The following is a 14,738-nucleotide window of genomic DNA, read 5'->3' as shown; positions in this document are numbered from 1 at the left end:
AGGTATAATCAACTAAATTTCATGATATAATGAACTAAACACATTGGAAAGGTTGGTTTTTAAAATGAACAACCAACAAATCGCTTCTATTCCACGTCCTCTCGTTAAAACGAATCAGTGGGTAATCGTCTTAAGTGTAATTGCGACACTGATAACTGGGCAATTCTTCATTTTACTTATTCCCTTACTTGCTGGATTGATTGGCTTACTAACAGGGAATAATCCGGTGATGATGATAGCTAAAAAGTTTCTCAAAAAACCTTTATCCTCTTATATACCTGAAGATAAAGCACAACAACAATTCAATCAGCTAATTGCTGTAGTATGTTTAAGTATTGCATTCATTAGCTCTATCATTGGATGGACCATACTATCTTACTCTTTCGCCATTATTGTTGGATTAGCAGCAACCATTGCTCTTTGTGGCTTTTGTATTGGCTGTTTTATTCACTTTCAGTACAATCAGTATAAATATAGACGCTCTTTGCGTTCATAAAAAAAAAAGCGAGGTCAATATGAGACCCCGCTTTTTTTATATTGATTACATTGCAGTTAATCCACCGTCAACGATGAATTCAGAACCTGTTGAATAGCTTGATTCATCTGATGCTAAATATAATACCAGGTTAGAAACCTCTTCAGGTTTTGCCATGCGTTTAAGTGGAATATGTTTAGCGAATTCTTCTACTTGTGCTTTCGTATCCTCTTGAATAATCATTGGTGTTTCAATTACTCCAGGATGTACAGAGTTTACACGAATGCCATAGTGAGAGCATTCCATTGCTGCGGCTTTTGTAATCCCACGAACGGCGAATTTCGTATCTGTATAACCGACTGCACCGGCAACAATACCATTCATTGATGAAATGTTAACGATCGAGCCACCTTCTGCTTTTTGCATGGAAGGAATAACCGCTTTCATCCCTAAGAAAACAGATACTTGGTTAATATCTACAATACGACGATATTCTTCTTCCGTTGTTTCAAGTAATGATTTAGACATTGTAATACCCGCATTATTTACCAACACATTAACAGGACCGAATACTTCCTCTGCTTTAGCTACAACTGTTGCCCAGTCTCTTTCGGTTGTTACGTTTTGTTTTACGAATAAAGCATTTTCACCTAATTCCTTTGCAACAGCCTCACCTTTTTCTGTGTTTAAATCAGTAATCACTACTTTTGCCCCTTCTTCAATAAAAAGACGCGCATGAGCCGCACCCATCCCTTGAGCCGCACCAGTAATAATTGCTACTTTCCCCTCTAATCTTGCCATGTATAATTCCTCCTCTAACTATCAAAAGTTATTCATGAAACCAGGAAAATTGTCACCGTTTTTTTATACTACATATGTAAATTAACAGAATTCTAATCCGTTGTCAAAATAAATGTTTCGAGTATGAAAATAATATTTGCTTAACGCTCTATTTTTCATGTTATACTCTTTATTAAGACACAGTATGAAAGGTGGTAGTCATGGTGGTAAAAGAAGACCGTCGAGTCGTGCGAACACGTACAAATTTAAAAAGTGCCATGTTAAAGCTGTTATCCCAAAAAGACTTTAAAGAGATCTCAATAACTGAAATATCTAAAGTGGCCAATTGTAATCGTGTGACATTTTACTCGCATTATAAAGATAGCTCTCATTTATTAGAAGATATATTTCAAGACTACCTAGAACAACTCGCTCAATATTTCCGTGATAGCTTTAAAGGAAAAAAAAGCTTCTTATTATCTGACCCAACACGTAATGTTCCCATCTTCGAATACGTACAAAAAAATCAATTCGTTTTCTCCCTTATGTTGATTGGCGAAGTGATACCAGGTTCACAAAACCATTTTTGTGAAACCATTACTAGCATTAGTCGCAGTGAGTTACAATTAAAAGAAGAAGTATGGTTTGATATAGAAGCGATTAATTTCTATGAAACCTACGCCCTTTTAGGACTATTTATCTTTTGGATAAAAGAAGACTTCCAAACAACTCCCGAGGAAATGGCTCAAAGACTTTCTTTCCTTCACTCAACCAGCTTGGGAGAGGCCATTGTTAAATAAAATGAACACATAAGCTATACATAGATTTGTCTATTAAATTGAAATCATTCTACATTGATAGGTGCATACCAACTTATATTACTAGTTATTTTTGCTTTGGGTGGTGCAACAATTATTGCCCACCCTATCCTTCTTTAGTTGTGACTGTTTAACAAACTGTGAAAATAGGGATTTTTTAATACAAGACCTTTTAGAGGCTTTCTACTCTTAATGTACGAACAAAACCTTTTTGCTCTGCTATCCTTGGTATTTCCGCTATCGTTGTAACAGCAAATCCCATCAAAAAGGATATACTTAAAACAAAAAAGAAGCATCTTTTTAAGAATGCTTCTTTTTCTATAGGATAATCGCTTACTCTAACAGCAGATTATTTTAATTCAGCTAATACTTCTTCGATTTTAGCAAGCTCAGATTGTAAGCCGCCACCACTTAAGTACCAAAGAGCACCATCAAGGTAGATCACACGATCATTTTGGTACGCTTGTGTTTTCTTAATAATATCGTTTTCAAGATCTTTTTCGATATTAGAATTGCCATCTACAGCCGCTGTACGGTCGATAACAAATAATACTTCTGGATCAAATTCTAGAATCGCTTCAAAACCGAAGTTTGAACCGTGAGATGAAGATTCGATATCTTGTGTAACTGGTTTGAAGCCGTAAACATCATAGATATAACCAAAACGAGAGTTTTCAGCAAATCCAGAAAGTTTTCCTTCATTATACATAGTCACTAATGAAGTTTCATAGTTGCCAGCTAACTCGTTAATTTCTTCAAGTGCTGTATCGTATTTTGCAAGATATTCTTCTGCTTCTTTTTCTTTATCAAACATTTTTGCAGCTACGTCAACAGAATTTTGGAATGTATCCCAATAAGCATCTTCGCTAGTACCTACAAATACAACTGGTGCAATTTCTTTTAATTCTTCATAAAATGCTGATTGACGACCAGAAATAAAGATAACGTCTGGATCAAGTTCAGCAATATCTTCTAAAAGAGGACCTTTTAAAGAACCAACATTTGTATACTCATCAGATGCATATGCCTCTAAGTGAGATGGCAAAGTAGACTCTTGAGGTAAACCAACTACCCCTTCAACTCCAAGTGCATCTAGTGTATCTAAGAAACCGTAGTCAAAAACAACAATTTTTTCAGGCATGCTTTCAAATTCTACATCTTCAAAGTTAACTGTTGTTCCGGCATCACGACTTTCAGTCGAAGCAACAGTCGGAGACACAGTCATTGGATAAGCAGAACCTTCCGCTGCATTATTTTCTGTTTGTTTATCTTCTGAGTTGCCTGCATCTTCAGCAGTATCGTCATTGGAACCACATGCAGCAAGCATTAAAACAAGCGCTAGAAAAAGACTAGCTAACTTCCATTTCTTCATATGTATGACCTCTCCCTATTGTATAATCTCTTATTAGCAATGATAATCATTATCACTGATAACAATAATCATTATAGATTGATTTAGACAAATCGTCAATACCATTTGCATAATTATTTTGAATTTTTTTAGAAAAATATTCTATAATTGGAAATTAATTATTTTACTGACTGTTTATTTCACCTATCGAAACACTTGCCAAATTTAGATTTTTAACGTTTGCTAAAAAAGAAGCATAAATTAAGATGTTTTAATAAAAGAAGCATAAAAATGAATAAATATGCATTTAAAGTTATGTTAATTCCTTATAAAAAGGGGTGATAGTAACCCTTCCTATAAGGAATCTCTTTAAGAAATTTGCGAATTAAAATATACACATATACGGCAACCATCTTGCTCTTGAATAGGAATATCCATATCATAAATTTCTCGCAATGCGACCGAATTAATAATTTCTTCAGTCGGTCCATTCTTTACAACTTTGCCGTCTTTTAATGCGACAATCCGATCGGAATAAACAGAAGCAAAATTAATATCATGCAATACAATGACGACGGTTTTTCCAAGATCGTCAACTAATTTACGGAGAATCTTCATAATTTGGACGGAGTGCTTCATATCCAAGTTATTTAACGGCTCATCAAGCAAGACATAATCAGTATCTTGTGCAATAACCATAGCAATAAAAGCTCGCTGCTTTTGTCCCCCTGATAACTCGTCTAAAAACTTATCTTCCATATCTGAAAGGTTCATATATTCAATTGCCTGATCAACAAATTTCTTATCAGCGTCATTTAATCTACCCTTAGAGTATGGATACCTTCCAAACTCTACAAGATCTCTCACTGTTAACCTGACATTAATGTGATTGGCTTGTTTTAAAATCGATACGCGTTTCGCAAATTCATTGGACTTCCATTTCGTCACATCATTTTGATCAAGCAATACCTCTCCTGTATCTGCTTCTAACAATCTACTAACCATCGATAGAAGTGTAGATTTCCCTGCACCATTTGGTCCGATAAAAGAAGTAATGGTCCCTGGCTCAATTGCGACTGTAACGTCTTCAACAACAGGCTTTTTATTAAAACGCTTCGTTAATCCTTTTATTTCAATCATCCGGCTGACCTACTTTCTTTTAATAATAGATAGATGAAGTAAATACCACCAATAAAGTTAATGATAACACTTAATGTTGTTTTTAATTCAAATACATGCTCAACTAGGAATTGTCCACCGACTAAAGCTATGATACTAATTAAACTAGCACCAAGAATGAGCGTAGAGTGCTTATATGACGAGAGAAATTGATAGGACAGGTTAGCAACAATCAGCCCAAAGAATGTAATTGGCCCAACTAACGCAGTAGAAGTGGCAATCAAGACTGATGATAGAATTAGTACATTCATAACCATACGATCATAGTTAATCCCCAGGTTAATCGCATTTTCACGCCCAAGCGACATAACATCCAATTTATCCATGATGAAATATCCGTATATAAAAGCAAGTAACAATATGCCAAAAGCAATCATTAGTAAATCAGCTTTTACATTTGTAAAACTTGCAAATAACTTGCTTTGTAAACTTAAATATTCAACGGGATCGATCATTACTTGTAAGAATGTCACCAAGCTACCAAGCAGCGTACCAATAATCATCCCAATTAATAAAAGTAAGTAAATCGGGTGTTTGTCTGCTCTGAATAAGAAGCGGTATAACAACAATGCAAAAATGACCATGGCACATATAGCTGCACCAAAATTTAAATATTTGTTTAATACCCATATCGACATCGAACCCGCGAAGAAGTAAATCATCGTCTGAACTACTTCATACATAGAATCGATCCCCATCACAGAAGGTGTTAAGATTCTATTGTTAGTGATTGTTTGGAATACAACTGTAGAATAAGCAATCGCAACTCCGGTAACAACCATAGCTGCCACACGAATCATACGCCTTGGGAAAGCATAATCAAACCCACCTTTTATATCGTAAAAACCATACAGTACTATACAAACGACAGATATGACCGCCAAAACGATTAATTTGGTACTATTTTTTCGCATATGCTCTCCCCCTAAATAACATAATTAAGAAGATGACACTACCGATTACCGCAACTGTTACGTTCACCGGTATCTCATAAGGGTGGATCACAATGCGCCCAATAATATCACAAATTAATAAGAACACAACGCCTAAAAGAGCCGTATGTGGAATCGTTTTTCGGAGATTATCTCCCATATACAGAGACACGATATTAGGTACAATTAAGCCTAAGAACGGAATGACACCGACAGTTAGTACAACAGTCGTAGCAATGATAGCAACAAGGATGAGACCAATATTTAAAACCCACTTATAGCTCAATCCTAAATTTTTCGCAAATTCTTCTCCCATACCTGCAACGGTAAATTTATTAGCATATAAATAAGCCAAAATGAATACTGGGATACTTACATATAAAAGTTCATATCGGCCCGAGATTACTAAAGTAAAACTCCCCATTAACCATGAAGATATATTTTGCAGGATATCAGCTTCATACGCAAAGAAAGTGGTAATAGAAGACAAAATATTCCCGTACATTATTCCAATAAGAGGAACAAATATAACATCTTTAAATTTGATACGATCAAGTATTTGCATAAATACCATCGTACCGACAAGCGCAAAAGCAAAACTAAAAAGAACTTGCTGGGTATACGTTACGTTTGTAAAAAATAGCATGGAAATCATAATACCTAGCTTAGCAGCATCTAACGTTCCCGCGGTTGTCGGAGAAACAAATTTATTCCTGCTCAAACTTTGCATAATCAAACCAGCAATACTCATTCCTGCACCAGCTAAAATAATCGCTATTAATCTAGGTACACGACTAATCAGGAAAATTTGTGTTTCATCAGACTCCCAATCTAGCAAATCCATTGGTTTAATATCAATCGCACCGATAAATAGTGATATAAATGACAGGACTATAGCTGCACAGATTAACATCCATATTCTCATATGTAAACCTCATTATCTGTTTATTCTCATCATGACAACTGAAAATGATTATCAATCTAAGTCCATTTATCATTATATAGTATAAAAAACCCTAAAACAACAGCGAATTCCTCTAGATAGAAAGAAAAGTTAGACAATTTCAATCTAAAAAGGAGAATATATTTTGTGCCATCAAAGTTACTTGTTGGCATCTTTAGTACCATTATGTTTTACAAAAGATGGATTGATTGCGGTAAAGGCTCCGGTCTTATGGGGCATGGGGAAGTGTGCACTTTGACTCAGGGGATTCTTATACTTTAGAGGTAGACTTTCGATTTTCTCTTCATGCTTGACCTGATTCCTCACTTTCATTTCGGAGCTAATTCAACCGCTTTTGCAAATCCGAATTGGCTATTTCTCAGCAAAGACGGTTTTACCGTATCCTTGTCATCGACTCACATTTCTTCACGTTTCTATATGCGAAGAATGCAGTAATTCCCTGCTCCCATCCTCAAATCGTACAGCAATACTGATATCGCCGACTTAAACAAAAAAAAGCTCTGAACACAATGGTTATTCAGAGCCTAATTTGCTATAACAACTATATTATATACCTCTTAATCGCCATTCCTATTTCACTAATAAGTTGTTTACCAATCATTTGATTAGGTAAATTAGCTGTTAAAACAGCGGCAAGAACATACTTATTTTCATGACAGAAGTAAGCACAATCATGTTGAATACCTTGTAGCGAGCCACTTTTACTTCCGTAACTAATATTTGGATGGCTCTCTTCCTCTAATTCTGCCGTTAATAATGTGAATTGTTGTTTCGCCATTATACTCTCCATGAGCATGTAGCTATCTTTTATCCATCGCCCTTTGTCTTTCATTACTCTTAGCAATTGCACCATATCGTAAGCACTTGTTAGATTATTCACTCCTCTTTCAATCGCTTGAAAGTCCATCATTTTTCTGTTTAAACATGTTTGTTCTAAATTTAAGCTTTTAATCAAACGATTGATTGTCTCCATCTCCAAGCGATCAATGATCCAATTTGTTGCACTATTATCAGAGACAATCATCATTAATGTAAGGATATCTTTCCATGTAAAGGAAGGATTGGGAGATAGAGCTGATAAAACCCCTGCCCCTCCAACAGAAAGACCACCCTTTACTTCTTCTTCTAAGTGTAAACGACCTTTTTCCACTTCACGTAATGCTGTTAATAAAATGGGCACTTTTATTAGGCTTGCTGACGAAAACACTTGATGGGAATTGACTGATAAAATACCTTCGTCGGTTTCTATATGTACAGCTGCATCTAGACAATGTTGCTGCAACAACTCATTAACAGCTTGTTTCATTACCTCCAATTTACTCATGATTCCCTCGATGCAGCTGCTTGCTTACCATTCTTACCGTCTTGCAGGCCTTCATTATATAAGTGGCAAGCAACAAAATGTTTATCATCAACCTCTTGCCAAACAGGAGCTTGTGTCGCGCACACTTCCATAGCATGTGGACACCTCGTCCGAAACACACAGCCACTTGGTGGATTGACTGGACTTGGCAACTCTCCTTTTAAAATAATTCGTTCCCGTCTATCTTCTACATCAGGATCAGGTATGGGGATTGCTGATAGTAGTGCTTGTGTATATGGGTGTAAGGGTTTCTGATAAAGGTTTTCACTTGAAGTTAACTCTACTAAATGTCCTAAATACATAACGCCTATTCGGTCACTAATATGCTTAACCATGGACAAATCATGGGCGATAAAAAGGTAGGTTAAGCCTTTTTTCTTTTGTAAATCTTTTAATAGATTCACAACTTGCGCTTGAACAGATACATCTAATGCAGAGATAGGTTCATCAGCAATAATAAATTCTGGATCCAACGAGAGTGCTCTAGCAATACCAATCCTTTGTCTTTGCCCCCCGCTAAATTCATGAGGGTAGCGGTTTGCATGATCCCGATTTAACCCGACATCCTCCAGTAATTGATATACCCGTTCTAGACGTTCTTTTTTATTTTGATAAAGTCCTTGGACTTCCATCGGTTCAGAAATAATCTCTTGTACAGTTGAGCGAGGATTTAATGAAGCATATGGATCTTGGAAAATCATTTGCATTTTGCGATGGAATTGAAATTTTTCTTTTTCATTCATTTCATGAATATTTTTACCATCATATAAAACTTCTCCAGCCGTACGATCATATAAGCCAATGATTGTTCTGCCTGCAGTCGATTTACCGCAACCTGACTCGCCTACAATCCCAAAAGTTTCTCCTTTTTTAATGTCAAAAGAAACCCCATCAACAGCTTTTAAAACGCGGTCTTTCCCTAAATGAAAATGCTTCTTTAATTGTTGGACTGATAAAATCGTTTCAGCTTGCATGTGAATCTTCTCCTTTTTTCCAGAAACGCCTTGCTGCCATTAGTTCTTTCTCGTATACCGTCCCAGCGAGTGGGATTATCTCAACATTCTTTCCCGTCTTTGGTGAATGCAGTAATTTACCATCCCCATAATAAATACCGACATGATGCAGCGCTCCTTTACCTTCTTCATAAGCGAAGAATAAAAGATCCCCTCGTTGTAGGGAATCAAGTGAAACTTCTTCTCCTTCAACAGACTGATCATGTGCATCTCTTGGTATGATGACACCATTCGCTTTACACGCAGTATAACTTAATCCAGAGCAATCATAACCGTAGCTACTCATCCCACCCCAAAAATATGGTAAATCAAGAAATTGTTCAGCTGATTCAACCACTTTCTCACCATCTTTCACCGACCAATCGGATCTAGATGAAAAAATCTCAACGTCACTCCGCTGTAAAGCACCTTCTCCGTCAGGTGTTTGTACAGTAACCAACTCACCTTTTTCTGAAATTAATGGTAAGACCGTTAAGTAACTTAGAGTGAGGATTTCATTTGTTTTAGTTAAATTGGCTTTTTTCGCAGTGACCACAGCAATCGGTCCTTGCATGACATCCCAGCTTTCACAAGCCGTCATTTGACATTTCGGTACCCAACCAGGGTAACCAACACTATTTTTGGAAGAAGGTTGAGTAGGTACAACCACATGAAACCATTCATTTGTCTCTTCTATCACGACGACTTCTTCACCATATAAAAGTTGTGATTGTACGAGATTGGCATTACATAGTTCTAAAGCTTTCTCATAATCTAGTGATGCAATCCAAGCATTAAGGTCAGGATTTTGCTTGATGCCTTGCTCATCTATTGCTCTAGGAGATTGGGCAGACGTCCATAACGTAGCAACAGGGACATTCGTAATCCATTTATTTACCAAGAGAAACCCCTCCTTTAATATCTACATCTATTATGCCTAACCCCGATTCGTTCGGAAATGTGATCTTTTTGCTTCTATATTGAATACCACCATCAACGATATCTTTCGCCATCATTAAAGGAGCATCAAAGTCAAATCGCGTAATATTTCTTTTACTTGCAGCAAAATGAGCGGCAGCAGTAATACCTACTTTCGTTTCGATCATGCTACCAACCATACATTCTATTCCGCTTGCTTCTGCCAATTGATTGATCATCTGGGCCTGATAAATCCCACCAGCCTTCATCAGCTTAATATTAATGAGATCTGCGCTACGGTTTTTAACGACTTCCAACGCCTGCTTCGGTGTAAAAATACTTTCATCGGCCATGATTAATGTATCAACATGATCCGTTACTTGTTTTAGGCCGTCGATATCCCAAGCTTTCACTGGCTGCTCAACTAACTCAATGCCTAAATCTAAATCTTCCAATTTTCGTATCGCAAAAATGGCTTCCTTCTTGCCCCATCCTTGATTAGCATCTAGTCTTAACTTAATTTTATTACCAATTCTACGGCGTACCTCTTTAATACGCTCGATATCAGTTGCAATACTATCTTTCCCTACCTTGATTTTTAATACATCAAACCCTTGTTGCACATAGTTTACCGCATCTTCCCCCATTTCTTCGGGGCCATTTACACTTACTGTATAATCGGTTTCTATTTCATGCGTATATCCACCTAAAAATTGATAGAGTGGTAGCTTACATAATTGTGATAAGCAATCATAAATAGCCATATCGATTGCTGCCTTCGCACTTGCATTACCAACTATTGCCGTTTGAACTATTGAAAGCATTTGTTCATATTGGGAAAAATCCGTATGCATTAGATTCGGAGCCATCACTTCGTTAATAGCCGCTTCAATACTCCCCATCGTATCACCTGTAATGACAGCTGTAGGCGGCGCTTCTCCCCAACCAACAATTCCGTTATCACAAATTATTTTGATAATGACACTATCCGCTGTATTTACTGTGCGCAGCGCGGTTTTAAATGGCTTTATGAGTGGTATAGCTACGCGATGTGTCTCAATTCTTTTGATTTTCATATTTGACATCCACCTTTATAAGACTCCATGTTCAATCGTTAAATCTTGTGTCTCGGCATTAAGCTTTGCAGGTACACCAAGTGGTAAAGAAAAATGCGGTGTACAATGACCAATCATGAAGCCTTTCACAGCTGGCTTTCCGATAAGTTTAAAATAGTAATCTAACACTTCATCTAGTGATAATGATTGTTCTCTTTCAGGCTTACAATTCTTAAAATTCCCAATGACGAACCCTGCTGCTTGTTGGAGCTTCCCAGCCATATATAGTTGATTCAACATGCGGTCAATCGATCTCGGCTCCTCATGAACATCTTCGATTAAGATAATTTTATCCTTCGTATCAATCTCAAATGCAGTTCCTATTGTGCTAGTGAGCAAACACAGATTACCTCCGACAATGTCACCTTCTGCTACTCCTGAAACAATTGTCTCAAGATTCCCTAATGTTTTAGGATATACCCTACCTTCTGGTTCCATTATTTGCTTCATAAAAGTCTTCGATAACGTTTGATCCTCTTGCACTGAGCCGATATCTGAAGCTAGCATCGGTCCATGAAAAGTAACTAACCCCGTCTGTTGTCGAATAGCTGTATGTAGAAAAGTAATATCACTATAGCCCCAAAAAACCTTTGGATTTTCAGCAATCATTTTATAATCAATATCATCAGCAATTCTAGCTGTTCCATAGCCACCTCCTGCACAGATAATGGCTTTGACTTCCTTATCAGCAAACATCATATGTAAATCTTTTAATCTATTCTCATTCGGCCCAGCTAAATAACCGTATTGTTCAAAGAGAGACTGGCCGAGCTTTATTTTCAATCCTAATTCTTTCTCCAAAAAAGCAAATGAACGTTTTAAGTTTTCTTGATTTGGTGGGCTTGCAGGTGCGATTACCCCGACTGTATCCCCCATGCGTAATCTAGCCGGTTTGATGATCATTTCCCCACATCCTTTTCATTGTCATTACTTCAATATATGCGTATGTGTATTCTGTTATTTCATCACTACCTAACATCACAAGCAATCTTTTAAGCGCGATTAGGCAAATCTAGACATCAATCTATTTATTTCTCAGGAAATATTGTCGAAATATAAGAGCTGTTCAGCTATCATTTCTTACTATATGTGAAGAGTGAACCCTCGAAAGGGCTCACCTCACCATTCAAACCTCATATCTTAATAAAATTATTTTTTATCTGCCCACTTCAATTCGATATAGCCAACTGGATGGCGAACAATACCAGTTATATCTTCATTCTGTAAATACACTTGATTGTAGAAGTGAATCGGCATGATCGGCATTTCTTCAAAAAGGATTTTCTCGGCTTCATACATCATTTCAAAACGCTTTTCTTCGTTTGCTTCGTTCTTAGCATCTTTAATCAATTTGTCATATTCTTCATTAGACCAACCTGTACGGTTCATTGAATGTCCTGTTTGGAAATTTTCTAGGAAGTTAATTGGATCAGCATAGTCAGCTAAGAAAGAACTTCTAGAGAATTGGAACTTAAGAGCTGTTTGTTCTTCTGAAAAGACATTCCATTCCATATTCGCCAATTTCACACTAACATCTAAGTTTTCTTTAAGCATTTGTTGGATCGCTTCTGCCATTTTTTTGTGATTCTCACTTGTGCTATAAGTTAACGTGACTTCAGGAAGTGTTTCATATCCTTCTTCTTCCATTCCTTTTGCTAAAAGAGCCTTCGCTTCCTCAAGATTAGTTTCTACCAGATTACCACTAGCTTCACGGAAATCCTTACCTGATGGATCTTTAAACCCTGGGGAAACAAATCCATATGCTGGCTCTTCACCATTTTTTGTAACGTAATCAACAATCTCTTGTTGATTGATTGCCATGACAAACGCCTTACGAATATTCACATTTTGGAATGGTTCCATCGTTACATTAAAACGGTAGAAATAATCTCCCGCCTGTTCGACCATTTGTGCAGAACCATCAGCAAATAATTCTTCGCTCAACTCCGCTGGAACAGCTGATGTATCAAGTTCACCAGTTTTATACATTTGATATTCTGTTGTTTCATCATCCACCATCGCCCAGTGAACCTTGTCTAACTTCACATTAGTTGCATCCCAATAGTTCTCATTTTTCTCCATTACAAAGTGGCTATCATGCTGCCATTCTGTTAATTTGAAAGGTCCATTTGAAACATATGAATCAGCTTCTGCGAACCATTCTGGGTTTTCTTCAGCCACTTTTTCATTAATCGGGAAGAACGCCGGATTCGTGATAACGCTTAAGAAGTAAGCTTGTGGACTTGTTAATGTTACTTCAAATGTTTTTTCATCGACAGCCTTTACTTGAACATCATCTGCAGAACCATCGCCGTTATTAAAAGCTTCTCCACCTTCAATGAAATAACCTAAAAACGCGGCAGCCGAACCAGTATCTGGGTTTAGTAGCCTTTTCCACGCATAAACGAAATCGCCCGCTGTTACATCATCGCCATTAGACCATTTCGCATCGTCTCTTAAATGGAATGTATAAACTTTACCATCCTCAGAAACATCCCATTTCTCAGCAATTGCTGGAGCTGGTTGGTGATCCTCTCCTAATCTTGTTAAGCCTTCCATCAAGTTATTCAATGCCGACCAAGAGACACTATCAAAACCGATTGGCGGGTCAAAAGAGGTCGGTTCTTGGGCATTATTCATATACAATACTTTTTCTGCCGCCTCTTCTCCTCCTCCAGTTTCACCATCTGTTTCCTTCCCTGCCTCCTCATTCGCTGTACAAGCAGATAGAACAAGAGCGAAAACTAGTAATAATACAAGTGAGAATAGCTTCTTCATCATATTTCCCCCTTCATCTTTATAAAATTTTATATTTTCAGCTATTTCAGCTGATAAATATTAAGACTGCTTACTTGACCATCATTTTTAATTTTTGCGCCCTTTCATCTTGCAACCAACAATCCACTTTATGTGTATTGGAAAGTTTCTTTTCACGAGGAATGATCTTATCACATACTTCCATAGCAAAATCACATCTTGCTGTAAATGGACAACCAATTGGTGGTGAAAATAAATCAGGGGGTGAACCTAAAATAGGAACCAGTTCCCCGCCAATTAGATCGAGTCTCGGTACAGATTGCAACAACCCTTTCGTATAAGGGTGCTGGGGCTGATAAAAAATTTCTCTCCTCGTGCCTTCCTCAACGATTTTACCAGCGTACATAACGGCAATGCGGTCAGCTACTTGGGCGACCACACCTAAATCATGTGTGATCAAAATAATGGATACATCAGTCTTCTTTTGTATTTCTTTAAATAAATCAAGTATTTGCGCTTGGATTGTTACATCCAAAGCTGTTGTTGGTTCATCAGCAATAAGAATTTCCGGCTCACACACCAGGGCGATGGCAATCATCAGCCTTTGTCTCATCCCCCCACTAAATTCATGAGGGTAGTTTTTCATACGCATATCTGCATCAGGAATACCGACAAGATTTAACATATCAAGTGCCCGTTTTCTTGCCTTTTCTTTTGTTGAACCATCATGTTGTATAATGCCTTCTATGAGCTGCTTTCCTACAGTCAATGTCGGGTTTAATGCCGTCATTGGATCTTGGAAAATCATTGAAATATCCTTCCCGCGTACAGTTCTCATTTCTTTTTCAGAAATATTCACGAGGTCTTTATTTTTAAATCGAATCGCACCAGACGCAATCTTTCCTGGTGGTGAGGGGATGAGCCTCATAATACTTTGTGAGGTCACACTTTTCCCACAACCCGACTCGCCAACAATGGCTAATGTTTCTCCCTTATTTAAGTCGAAGGTAACACCTCTTACTGCTTTTACTTCTCCGCCATACGTCTTAAACGTTACATGCAGATCTTCCACTTCAAGTATTTTCTCCATGATT

General features: G+C 37.3%; 14 protein-coding genes. 2 read left to right on the top strand and 12 right to left on the bottom strand.

Annotated elements, in window-relative coordinates; genetic code table 11:
- The first annotated feature begins 64 nt into the window (after positions 1-64).
- On the top strand, positions 65-496 hold the full coding sequence (locus MKX83_RS02485; protein WP_341053880.1) for a DUF4395 domain-containing protein: 432 nt from the start codon (positions 65-67) through the stop codon (positions 494-496).
- 45 nt (positions 497-541) lie between these two features.
- Here the strand turns inward: MKX83_RS02485 and MKX83_RS02480 are convergent, their stop codons facing one another.
- The gene (locus MKX83_RS02480) at positions 542-1,276 is read right to left on the bottom strand and encodes a glucose 1-dehydrogenase (RefSeq protein WP_224938159.1); all 735 of its coding nucleotides are present in this window, start codon (positions 1,274-1,276) and stop codon (positions 542-544) included.
- Between the two features lie 200 nt (positions 1,277-1,476).
- Here MKX83_RS02480 and MKX83_RS02475 point away from each other — a divergent pair, with 200 nt between their 5' ends.
- A complete protein-coding gene (locus MKX83_RS02475) occupies positions 1,477-2,055 on the top strand; it encodes a TetR/AcrR family transcriptional regulator (RefSeq protein WP_341053876.1) in 579 nt (192 codons plus the stop codon).
- A 367-nt stretch (positions 2,056-2,422) separates the two neighbouring features.
- On the opposite strand, the gene MKX83_RS02470 is transcribed toward MKX83_RS02475, so the two are convergent.
- From MKX83_RS02470 to MKX83_RS02420, 11 genes are all read right to left on the bottom strand, one after another.
- Positions 2,423-3,445 carry a siderophore ABC transporter substrate-binding protein gene (locus tag MKX83_RS02470; RefSeq protein ID WP_095370862.1) on the bottom strand — a complete coding sequence of 341 codons (1,023 nt, stop codon included), beginning with the start codon at positions 3,443-3,445 and terminating at the stop codon, positions 2,423-2,425.
- A 348-nt stretch (positions 3,446-3,793) separates the two neighbouring features.
- Positions 3,794-4,564, bottom strand: a complete 771-nt coding sequence (locus MKX83_RS02465; RefSeq protein WP_095370863.1) for an iron ABC transporter ATP-binding protein — start codon at positions 4,562-4,564, stop codon at positions 3,794-3,796.
- On the bottom strand, positions 4,561-5,517 hold the full coding sequence (locus MKX83_RS02460) for an iron chelate uptake ABC transporter family permease subunit (protein WP_095370864.1): 957 nt from the start codon (positions 5,515-5,517) through the stop codon (positions 4,561-4,563). The genes MKX83_RS02465 and MKX83_RS02460 overlap by 4 nt, the downstream gene beginning before the upstream one ends.
- On the bottom strand, positions 5,504-6,460 hold the full coding sequence (locus MKX83_RS02455) for an ABC transporter permease (RefSeq protein ID WP_095370865.1): 957 nt from the start codon (positions 6,458-6,460) through the stop codon (positions 5,504-5,506). The genes MKX83_RS02460 and MKX83_RS02455 overlap by 14 nt, the downstream gene beginning before the upstream one ends.
- A gap of 580 nt (positions 6,461-7,040) precedes the next feature.
- On the bottom strand, positions 7,041-7,823 hold the full coding sequence (locus MKX83_RS02450) for a serine hydrolase (protein ID WP_341053874.1): 783 nt from the start codon (positions 7,821-7,823) through the stop codon (positions 7,041-7,043).
- Positions 7,820-8,836 carry an ABC transporter ATP-binding protein gene (locus MKX83_RS02445; protein ID WP_341053872.1) on the bottom strand — a complete coding sequence of 339 codons (1,017 nt, stop codon included), beginning with the start codon at positions 8,834-8,836 and terminating at the stop codon, positions 7,820-7,822. Before MKX83_RS02445 ends, MKX83_RS02450 begins: the two co-directional genes overlap by 4 nt.
- Complete coding sequence (locus tag MKX83_RS02440) at positions 8,826-9,755, bottom strand: C40 family peptidase (RefSeq protein WP_340977505.1); 930 nt, start codon at positions 9,753-9,755, stop codon at positions 8,826-8,828. Before MKX83_RS02440 ends, MKX83_RS02445 begins: the two co-directional genes overlap by 11 nt.
- A complete protein-coding gene (locus MKX83_RS02435; RefSeq protein ID WP_095370869.1) occupies positions 9,745-10,848 on the bottom strand; it encodes a dipeptide epimerase in 1,104 nt (367 codons plus the stop codon). The genes MKX83_RS02440 and MKX83_RS02435 overlap by 11 nt, the downstream gene beginning before the upstream one ends.
- A 15-nt stretch (positions 10,849-10,863) precedes the next feature.
- Positions 10,864-11,790 carry a S66 peptidase family protein gene (locus MKX83_RS02430; RefSeq protein WP_328198959.1) on the bottom strand — a complete coding sequence of 309 codons (927 nt, stop codon included), beginning with the start codon at positions 11,788-11,790 and terminating at the stop codon, positions 10,864-10,866.
- A gap of 246 nt (positions 11,791-12,036) precedes the next feature.
- Positions 12,037-13,665 carry a peptide ABC transporter substrate-binding protein gene (locus MKX83_RS02425; protein ID WP_340977501.1) on the bottom strand — a complete coding sequence of 543 codons (1,629 nt, stop codon included), beginning with the start codon at positions 13,663-13,665 and terminating at the stop codon, positions 12,037-12,039.
- A 70-nt stretch (positions 13,666-13,735) separates the two neighbouring features.
- Positions 13,736-14,734 carry an ABC transporter ATP-binding protein gene (locus MKX83_RS02420; RefSeq protein ID WP_095370872.1) on the bottom strand — a complete coding sequence of 333 codons (999 nt, stop codon included), beginning with the start codon at positions 14,732-14,734 and terminating at the stop codon, positions 13,736-13,738.
- Between the last annotated feature and the right edge of the window lie 4 nt (positions 14,735-14,738).

This window comes from Cytobacillus sp. FSL M8-0252 (genome assembly GCF_038007345.1).
In the GTDB taxonomy this organism is placed as follows: domain Bacteria; phylum Bacillota; class Bacilli; order Bacillales; family Cytobacillaceae; genus Cytobacillus; species Cytobacillus kochii.
The sequence above is the reverse complement of the archived record's forward strand: the minus strand, read 5'-3'. Positions and strand labels throughout refer to the sequence as shown.

What these genes read in the sequence shown, in the direction of transcription:
- MKX83_RS02485 (WP_341053880.1), top strand. Translation starts at nt 65, where the DNA reads ATGAACAACCAACAAATCGCTTCTATTCCACGTCCTCTCGTTAAAACG.
- MKX83_RS02480 (WP_224938159.1), bottom strand. Translation starts at nt 1,276, where the DNA reads ATGGCAAGATTAGAGGGGAAAGTAGCAATTATTACTGGTGCGGCTCAA.
- MKX83_RS02475 (WP_341053876.1), top strand. Translation starts at nt 1,477, where the DNA reads ATGGTGGTAAAAGAAGACCGTCGAGTCGTGCGAACACGTACAAATTTA.
- MKX83_RS02470 (WP_095370862.1), bottom strand. Translation starts at nt 3,445, where the DNA reads ATGAAGAAATGGAAGTTAGCTAGTCTTTTTCTAGCGCTTGTTTTAATG.
- MKX83_RS02465 (WP_095370863.1), bottom strand. Translation starts at nt 4,564, where the DNA reads ATGATTGAAATAAAAGGATTAACGAAGCGTTTTAATAAAAAGCCTGTT.
- MKX83_RS02460 (WP_095370864.1), bottom strand. Translation starts at nt 5,517, where the DNA reads ATGCGAAAAAATAGTACCAAATTAATCGTTTTGGCGGTCATATCTGTC.
- MKX83_RS02455 (WP_095370865.1), bottom strand. Translation starts at nt 6,460, where the DNA reads ATGAGAATATGGATGTTAATCTGTGCAGCTATAGTCCTGTCATTTATA.
- MKX83_RS02450 (WP_341053874.1), bottom strand. Translation starts at nt 7,823, where the DNA reads ATGAGTAAATTGGAGGTAATGAAACAAGCTGTTAATGAGTTGTTGCAG.
- MKX83_RS02445 (WP_341053872.1), bottom strand. Translation starts at nt 8,836, where the DNA reads ATGCAAGCTGAAACGATTTTATCAGTCCAACAATTAAAGAAGCATTTT.
- MKX83_RS02435 (WP_095370869.1), bottom strand. Translation starts at nt 10,848, where the DNA reads ATGAAAATCAAAAGAATTGAGACACATCGCGTAGCTATACCACTCATA.
- MKX83_RS02430 (WP_328198959.1), bottom strand. Translation starts at nt 11,790, where the DNA reads ATGATCATCAAACCGGCTAGATTACGCATGGGGGATACAGTCGGGGTA.
- MKX83_RS02425 (WP_340977501.1), bottom strand. Translation starts at nt 13,665, where the DNA reads ATGAAGAAGCTATTCTCACTTGTATTATTACTAGTTTTCGCTCTTGTT.
- MKX83_RS02420 (WP_095370872.1), bottom strand. Translation starts at nt 14,734, where the DNA reads ATGGAGAAAATACTTGAAGTGGAAGATCTGCATGTAACGTTTAAGACG.